Source organism: Microbacterium sp. SCN 71-21 (assembly GCF_001725695.1).
Lineage (GTDB): Bacteria > Actinomycetota > Actinomycetes > Actinomycetales > Microbacteriaceae > Microbacterium > Microbacterium ginsengisoli.
In genome coordinates this window covers 34,772-40,771 of the sequence record NZ_MEGA01000011.1, presented here as the reverse complement: position 1 = coordinate 40,771, position 6,000 = coordinate 34,772, and the positions used below count along the sequence as shown (strand labels likewise).

Sequence of the window (6,000 nt, the reverse complement as noted above, 5' to 3'; positions counted from 1 at the left end):
ACCACGTAAGGCCGTCGGGGAACTGCTCGCGCTCCCACTTGATCGGCTCCCAGTCCGGATCGAAGATCAGATAGCCGCCGGCATAGATCTCCACGCGATGCCCCGATCCCGGATCGAGGACATAGAGGTACATGGCCTGCCCGATGCCGTGCTTGCCGGGGCCGAGGTCGAACGTTACGTCGTAGTCGCGGAGCACGTCCGCCGCCGTCAGCACGTCCGACAGGTTCTCGAGATTGAACGCGACGTGGTGGAGCTGACCGGTCTTGCCGTACGAGTTCGCGACCATCGCCAGGTCGTGCACCTGCGGAGTGACCGACATCCACGACGCCAGGACGGTCGTGTCGTCGCGGTGAAGCGCGTACTCTCTGCGGTTGAACCCGAGGTTGTCGCGCACCCACTGCTCGGCCTGGTTGATTGTCTCGCGCGATGTCTGCACGTTGAAGTGGTCGATCCGGCGGACCCCGAGGCCACGGCGCTTGGAGCTGTTGCTCGGCAGCTTGGACCGCAACTCTTCGGGAGCCTGAGGTTTGTCGATGTCGTAGTAGAGCTCGAACGGGTGCCCGCTGCCCGGCACGAGGAAGCGCACCGCGGTGCCGCGTCCCTTCTCGGCGCCTGCGGCAACCTCGACGACCTCGATCTCCTGCTTGTCGAACTCGTTGGCGAACAGCTCGACGTCCTGAGGACGCTTCACACGGAAGCTGTAGGAGTTCACGATGCTCTCCTCTTGCTGAGTCAGCACGAGTGAGTGATGCGTGAGTTCCTGGAAGCCTCTCAGATACGCGGTGTCGCCGTCGCGCTGCACGATCTCCATGCCCAGGAGATCGCCGAAGAAGTGCAGCGACTTCTCCAGGTCCTTCGTGCCGAGGTTGATGGCGCCGCACTGAGCGACCTGCGGGCCCGGATCGTAGTTGTCAGAGAGCTTGCCCATGAGCGTGGAGGGTTCCTTTCAGCGCTTCTTCGACGGCACCCGCACCGCTTCAGTGAAGGGTGCAGTGTCGACGGTGGATGATGTCGCGCCGTCGAGCTCGCTCACGAGCAGACGGATCGCGGGTTTGTCGAGCTTTCCTGCGCCAACCACGTCGAGCTCCACGAGCCGTCGCGGAAGCTTGTACCGAGCAACCGACTTCGTCAGGAAGTCGCGAATGTCGTCGAGCGAGAGAGCTTCGTCACGAAAGCTCACGACGGCGCACACCGTCTCGCCCCACTGCGGATCGGGAACGCCGATGACGGCCACGTCCTCGACCTCCGGGTGGGCGGCGAGCACGTTCTCGATCTCGGCGGGGTAGACGTTCTCGCCGCCCGTTATGATCATGTCCTTGAGGCGATCCACGATGAACAGATAGCCGTCCTCGTCTGCGTAGCCTATGTCGCCCGTGCGGAACCAGCCATCGGGCGTGAAGACCGCCGCGGTCGCTTCCGGGTTGTTCCAGTAGCCACGCGAGACGTTCGGCCCGCGAACCCAGAACTCGCCCGTCCGCCCGGCCACCGCGACGTCGCCCATCGTCGTGGGATCGACGACCTTGACCTCGGTGTACGGCATCGCCACACCGCACGACCCCAGCTTCTCCGACGTCATCGACGACTCGAGATAGGTCGCGAACGGCGCAGTCTCGGTGAGCCCCCAGGCCTGCTGCAGGAGGACCCCCTTCTCCGCATACGTCGCGATCAGCGCCGGTGGCACGGGTGCACCCGCAGCGATCGTCGAGCGGAGATTGCTCAGGTCGGCGTCGTCGAACCCGGGCTCACGCTGGATGCCGGCAAGCATCGCGGGCACGAGGAACATGCTGTTCACACGGAAGTTCACGAGGTCTTGCAGAGCCTGGGCCGGGACGAACGACCGCCGCACCACGAGCGTCCCGCCCCGGGTGATTGTCCGCAGTGCCAGGGCGTTGAAGCCGCCGATGTGGAACAGCGGCGCGACGGCGAGGCTCACGTCGCCGAAGCGCGTGTCGACAACCGAGTCAACGTTCACCCAGTTCCACCACAGGTTTCCGTGCGTGAGCATGACACCCTTAGCCTTGCCGGTCGAACCGGAGGTGTACAGCAGCGCTGCAAGGTCGTCGTCCGACTGACGCACGTGCGGCGGGATCTCTTCGTGCGCCGTCCGGAACGCCAGGAAGGACTGCCAGCGAGCCGACAGATCCGCGGCGGGCTCGAGAGCGGGGTCGTCGTCGACGACGAGGGCATGCCGGATCGTCAGCTCGGTCACGAAGTCGTCGATCGCAGTGGCCTGAACGGGCTCTGCGACGAGTACGTCCGGTCGCGCGTCCTCAAGCACGGCACGCACTTCGCGGGGCGCGAGCCGGAAGTTCAGCGGGACGAAAGCCGCTCCGACCCAGGTGGCGGCGAAGTAGGTGACGAGAAACGTCAGGCTGTTCAGCCCCGCGTAGGCGACCCTGTCGCCCGGCCCCACGCCGTCTGCGCGCAGCGCAGCGGCGAGGCGTCCCACGATCTGATGGAACTCGACGTACGTCACCTCTCGGCTCTCATAGTTGATCGCGACCATCTCGCTGTGGATGGCGCGGTGCCGCGCGATCAGGGGCACGGCACTGATATCGACTTCGCTCACGAAGAATCTCCCCTCGCTGGACGACAACGTCCGCTGTCAAGGATGCCGCTGCCGCTGCCTGCCCGTCAGTGTGCCGTGCCACGTCACGGCACACTGACGGACAAGGGTGACCGGGCTCCGCCGGGGCCAGGCATCCGACCCCGTTCCTCACGTCAGAGGTAGATGGACTGCGCGGTCTGATACGACGCGAGGCCCTCGGGACCGAGTTCACGTCCTATCCCGCTCGCCTTCACACCGCCGAACGGCGCCGTGGGATCGGGAAGGTATCCGTTCACCCCGATCGTGCCGGTGTGGATACGGCGAGCCACGTCGACCCCGCGGCCGTGGTCAGCCGTCCACACGCTGCCGCCGAGCCCGTAGGGGGAGTCGTTCGCGATGCGTACGGCGTGCTCGATGTCGTCGTAGGGGATCACGACGAGCACGGGCCCGAAAATCTCGTCCTGAGACACCGTCGCCGAGTTGTCGAGTCCGGTCAGCAGAGTGGGCTCGACGAACCAGCCACGGCCGAGCTCCTGCGGTCGTCCTCCACCGACGGCGACTCGGCCGCCTTCGGATCTGCCTCGGGCGATGAAGCTCTCGACGCGATCGCGCTGAGCGGAGGTCGCCATCGGCCCGACGAGTGTGGCCTCGTCGAGCGAGTCGCCGATCGGCAGAGACTGCAGCAGTCCCGCAAAGGCCTCGACGACCTCGTCGTAGCGGGATCGCGGCGCCAAGATGCGTGTGCCCGCGAAGCACGTCTGCCCGTTGTTCAGCAGTGTCGCACCATACAGGCCCTGCATGGATGCGGCGAGGTCGACATCGTCGAGGAGCACTGCGGCGGACTTGCCGCCCAGCTCGAGGGTGACCGGCCGCAGCAGCCTCCCGCAGGTCGCCGCGATCTCACGCCCCGCGGCGGTCGACCCGGTGAAGGCGATCTTGTCGATCCCCGGGTGCTCGACCAGCGCTCGGCCGGCTTCGCGTCCTCCCGGGACAATGTTGATCACGCCGGGAGGCAACTGCGCGGCCTCAACCGCTTGCGCGAACACATAGTCATCGAGCACGGTCTCGGGCGACGGCTTGACCACGATGGTGCAGCCCGACGCGAGGGCGGGGGCTATCTTGAACGACGCGAGCGTCTGCGGGTAGTTCCACGGAACGATCGCGCCGACGACACCGATGGGTATGCGCCGGACGAGCGTCGTACCCCCCAACAGACCCGGTCTCTCCTCCTCGACGGGCTGATCGCGCACGAGACCTGCATAGTACCGGTAGACCGCGGAGGGGAACACCGCCTCCAGACCGAGGGACGTGCTGATGGGCATGCCGTTCTGGCTGCTCACCAGGCGGGCGATCTCGTCCTTGCGCGCGTCAATCTCGTCGGCGAGCCGCTCGATGGCATCGGCACGCTGCCGCGGGGTCCACTGGGACCAGCCCTGCGGGTCGTCGAAGGCCCGCCGCGCCGCAGCGACAGCGGTGTCGATGTCGGCCGTGCCCGCCTCAGGGACGTCCCCGATGATCTCGCCGGTGTTCGGCGAGACCACTTCGATCCGGCTGGCCCCCGCGGGGACGACCCATCCGCCATCGATGAAGAATTGATCGTGTCGCACGATCGTGCCCTTAGTGCTCATGGCGTGCTCCTCTCTGAGTCCGTTGAGGCGAGTCTGCGCGCGAGTCAGCGACGGCGGGTGTACAAGTTCTTTACGACCTCCGTACGCCGAGGCTCGCGAGGACCCCTAGCGCGCGATGCCCAATGCGCGGATACGGCTGTACAGGGTCGGCCGGCTGATCGCGAGCAGGCGTGCGGCCTGGGCAATGTTGCCATCGACCTCGGCGAGCGTTGTAACGATCGTCTCGCGCTCGGCCTTCTCCAGCCGGCTCAGGCGCCGCGCACGATCGGTTCTGCGGTAGGCCGGAGGTAAGTCCTGAACGCTCAGCTGCCGAGTACGCCCTTCGCTCCCTGCCACATCGACGAATTTGCGGAGCTCGTGAAGATTGCCCGGCCAGTCGTGCGCACGAAGCGCCTCCAAGGCGCTGGGGGCGAGTACGAGCGGGGACCCCTCCGCCGTGAGCCCGCGGATGAGTTCAGGCAGCTCGTCCAGGCGGTCCCGCAGCGGTGGCAGGATCGTGCGATCTGTTGCGTTGGCCAGAAGAGCCGCGTGCGCGGGACTCGACGGGAGTCGGGTTCCGCAGATCAGCACGACGGCGTCGGCGGCGTCGGCAAGCAGGCGTCCCAGCGCGCTTGCGAGTGCAGGTGAGAGGGCATCCACGTCGTCGAAGACGCACGGACCGGCTTGGAGGCCGAGCGCGGCGCCCCGGAGCCATGTCGCTTCTCCGTCCAGCGACGCGGACTCCGCAGTATGGTGAGACGCCTTAGGGCCGGCAAGACGAAGCGCCTCCGTCGTCCGACCGACACCCGGTTCTCCGACGACCAACGTCAGCTCCGGGGTACGCGAGTGCTGAGGGGCACCCTCCGTGCGGGCGTGGGATGCGGCGACGCCAGACCCTGGCCGGACGTGAGGATCGATCTCCAGCAGGACGCAGTCTCCGCGCGCTCCGACGCTCTCGACCCGCACACGCGCATCCGCGCCGCTGACGAGGCGAACGAACTGCACCGGTCGGGCTTCGGCATCCGTGCTGCTGAGCGAGCGCAGCAGCGGATAGTCAGCGGGATCGACGGCATCCGTTGCGGCGGTGTTCGCCAGCACGAAGCTCGGACCCAGAGCCAGCACCGGCCTGCTCCGATGCGCCGTGCGCTCCTGATAGCGACGGAACAGCTCCAGCTCGGAGGCTTGAGACAGGTCGAGAAGACGTGCCTCGATGTCCTTCGCCGCGCGACCAAGCAGCGGTCCGAGGATCGGGGCCGCACCCTTCGCGAACCCGCTCACGTCGATAAGGCCGACGAACCTCTTCGTGATTGGATGCAGGATCGGCGTTCCATAGCAACTGAAGTCCTTCAGCGACTCCAGGTAGTGCTCCTCGCCATGAACGGCAAGGGGCCTGCGCAGCTCTCGCACAGTCCCGATGGAGTTCGTTCCCGTCAGCTCCTCGTCGAAAACCCGCCCCGGCACGCCTCCGCTTCGTTCGATCTGCCGCGCGATCGTTCGCTCGCCGAACCGTGCGCCGATGATGCACGCACGCTCGTCGGCGAGCATGACTGCGAAGGGGTAATCGACCATCGACTCGGCGATCTCCTCGATCACCGGCGCCGCAGCCCTCGTGAGCCGGCTCGCCCGCTTGACCTCAGCGAGCCGCACACGCGGGCTGCTCGGATCGAGTCCGCTGTGTTCCGATCGGCGCCACGAGTAGGCGATCTCAGGTCGCTGCGCCCGCCTCACCGGTCTCACGATCGCGCCCTCCGATCCACGCTTCACCTCGTCGTGCACAGTCGCGGTGCCCCCGACCCTAGACCTCGGTCGCCGATCTCGCGAGGTTGTTCCGCTCTCCGGCACGCA

General features: G+C 66.8%; 4 protein-coding genes. All 4 read right to left on the bottom strand.

The features are described from left to right. The coding region (locus ABT08_RS02690; protein ID WP_288113921.1) for a VOC family protein at positions 1–928 on the bottom strand (928 nt) is incomplete at its 3' end. Between the two features lie 18 nt (positions 929–946). Continuing rightward, on the bottom strand, positions 947–2,569 hold the full coding sequence (locus ABT08_RS02685) for an AMP-binding protein (protein WP_288113920.1): 1,623 nt from the start codon (positions 2,567–2,569) through the stop codon (positions 947–949). Between the two features lie 152 nt (positions 2,570–2,721). Further along, the gene (locus tag ABT08_RS02680) at positions 2,722–4,176 is read right to left on the bottom strand and encodes an aldehyde dehydrogenase (RefSeq protein WP_056206916.1); all 1,455 of its coding nucleotides are present in this window, start codon (positions 4,174–4,176) and stop codon (positions 2,722–2,724) included. A gap of 105 nt (positions 4,177–4,281) precedes the next feature. Next, positions 4,282–5,883 carry a sigma-54-dependent Fis family transcriptional regulator gene (locus tag ABT08_RS02675; RefSeq protein WP_502685867.1) on the bottom strand — a complete coding sequence of 534 codons (1,602 nt, stop codon included), beginning with the start codon at positions 5,881–5,883 and terminating at the stop codon, positions 4,282–4,284. Positions 5,884–6,000: the final 117 nt, after the last annotated feature.